Genomic DNA, 900 nt, shown 5'->3' with positions numbered 1-900 from the left:
GTTCCATTTACATTTCCCCTAGTATTATTATCTCTTCCATCGGGATTTACCATAACTAAGATTGCAAGGTTTATATTGTCTAATATCTGGTCAATTTCCTCAGGAATTCCACGGGCAAAATGCCTGACCATAAGATAGGCTGAATCAACCGAAGCAGGTTCATTTCCGTGTTGAGCAGCAACAAAGTATACAGTTGGTACAGTAGAATCATAATTACCGAATTCAAGTAATAACAATGGTTGCTGGTTAATGCTGTACCCTATCTCGGTGAAATTTGTAATTCTGGGGCTCTTTTCAAGTTCGTATGTAAAATTGATAATATCAGATGCCGAAGTCTGGTTTTCAGGAATGTCATTCCATAAGTCTTCAATAGTCAAATCATAAACAAAAGGTTCCTCGATTTCATCACCGTCTCCGAATAGTCCATTGGGGCCAGTACAGCCAGTTATTGTTAGCACAATCATCAGTCCAATCGGCACGATTCTATTCATTTCTGTTAAGTTTACTGAGATAATAGGGATAGATAAAGTCGGGGGTTCATTTCATAAAAAGACCTGAATGGTACAAACTGTGAACAACTCCATAGATTTGGTCGCTTTTTTGATTCTTTCGGTAGGAATTATAATTTTATCATATCCTCTATTTCTTTTAGTTATTGAGAGGGCTACTGATAAGAAATCTAGCGATATTCTTTTGGTAGGATTCATAGTTTTGTTAGGATTAGCTCTGATTATTGCACTTTGGGCTGTTTATTTTGCTTCCACATCACCTGAACTTTTGTGGCCCTTTGCGGCTTTCACACTGATATTTCGTTACGTTTCCCCTTTAATTTTAGTAAGACTTATTATGAAATGGCGCACTTCCGATTCAATAATTTTGACTTCGTCAGCTAGAATTTTT

At 36.9% G+C, this 900-nt stretch carries 2 protein-coding genes; one reads left to right on the top strand and one right to left on the bottom strand.

The features are described from left to right. A partial coding sequence (locus tag QGG57_06885; GenBank protein ID MDP7007888.1) for a M14 family zinc carboxypeptidase occupies window positions 1–491 on the bottom strand: 491 nt, incomplete at its 3' end. 79 nt (window positions 492–570) lie between these two features. On the opposite strand from QGG57_06885, the gene QGG57_06880 reads away from it, so the two are divergent. Beyond that, on the top strand, window positions 571–900 hold a 330-nt coding region (locus QGG57_06880; protein ID MDP7007887.1), incomplete at its 3' end, for a hypothetical protein.

It is taken from the genome of Candidatus Poseidoniia archaeon, assembly GCA_030748895.1.
GTDB lineage: Archaea > Thermoplasmatota > Poseidoniia > MGIII > CG-Epi1 > UBA8886.
This window is presented reverse-complemented; position numbering and strand designations above follow the sequence as displayed.